Source organism: Bradyrhizobium sp. PRIMUS42 (genome assembly GCF_023006515.1).
Taxonomy (GTDB): domain Bacteria; phylum Pseudomonadota; class Alphaproteobacteria; order Rhizobiales; family Xanthobacteraceae; genus Bradyrhizobium.
Map to the genome: position 1 here is coordinate 1 of NZ_JALBGZ010001178.1, position 1,234 is coordinate 1,234.

Here is a 1,234-nt window from a genome sequence, read left to right on the forward strand (position 1 = left end):
GACTGAAATTCGGCGGACGGCTGGAGCGGCCGACCGACAAGCGCGCCGATCTCGCCGTCGAGCTCACCGAGGCCGGCATCGGCCTCTATCGCGGCAATGCCGAGTCCGTCGCGCCCGGGCAATGGGATCTGGTGATCGAGGGCGAGGCGCGGGGGACGCGCGTGTTCCTGTCGCGCAACCGCGTGATCCTGAACTGAGGGACTTCGACATGCACGTCACGCGGGATTTCTCGCACTACGTCCGGACCGCGGGCGAGGGCGTCCAGCACATCGATCTCGCGGTCGAAGGCGTTCACTGCGCCGGCTGCATGGCCAAGATCGAACGCGGCCTGTCCGCCATTCCCGACGTCACGCTGGCGCGCGTCAATCTCACCGACCGCCGCGTCGCGCTGGAATGGAAGGCGGGCACGCTCGACCCGAGTCGGTTCATCGATCGCCTCGAGGAGCTAGGCTACAAGGCCTATCCGTTCGAGACCGAGAGCGCGGAGGTGGCGGAGGTCGCCGGATCGCGCTTCCTGCTGCGCTGCCTCGGCGTCGCGGCGTTCGCCACCATGAACGTGATGATGCTGTCGATCCCGGTGTGGTCGGGCAACGTCTCGGACATGCTGCCCGAGCAGCGCGACTTCTTTCATTGGCTGTCGGCGCTGATCGCATTGCCGGCGGCGGCCTATGCCGGCCAGCCGTTCTTCCGCTCGGCCTGGCGCGCGCTATCGAACAAGACCACCAACATGGATGTGCCGATCTCGATCGGCGTGATCCTCGCGCTCGGCATGTCCTTGGTCGAGACCATCCACCACGCCGAGCACGCCTATTTCGACGCGGCGATCATGCTGTTGACCTTCCTCCTGGTCGGCCGCTTCCTCGACCAGAACATGCGCCGGCGAACCCGCGCCGTCGCCGGCAATCTCGCGGCGCTGAAGGCGGAAACGGCCGCGAAGTTCGTCGGTCCTGATGAAATCTCGCAGGTGCCGGTGGCCGCGATCCATCCCGGCGACATCGTGCTGTTGCGGCCCGGCGAGCGCTGCGCGGTCGACGGCACCGTGATCGAGGGGCGTTCGGAGATCGACCAGAACCTGATCACCGGCGAGACGCTCTATGTCACGGCCGAGCAGGGCACGCCGGTCTATGCGGGATCGATGAACATCTCCGGCACGCTGCGGGTGCGGGTCTCGGCCGCGTCCGAGGCGACGCTGCTCGCCGAGATCACGCGGCTGCTCGACAACGCGCTCCAGGCC

The 1,234-nt window shown here is 67.4% G+C and carries 2 protein-coding genes; both read left to right on the top strand.

Features of this window, described 5'->3' with window-relative positions; all coding sequences use genetic code 11:
• A partial coding sequence (locus MOV75_RS38780; RefSeq protein ID WP_247008115.1) for a FixH family protein occupies positions 1 to 197 on the top strand: 197 nt, incomplete at its 5' end.
• A gap of 11 nt (positions 198 to 208) precedes the next feature.
• Positions 209 to 1,234, top strand: a 1,026-nt coding sequence (locus tag MOV75_RS38785) for a heavy metal translocating P-type ATPase (protein ID WP_247008117.1), incomplete at its 3' end; no start/stop codon positions are given.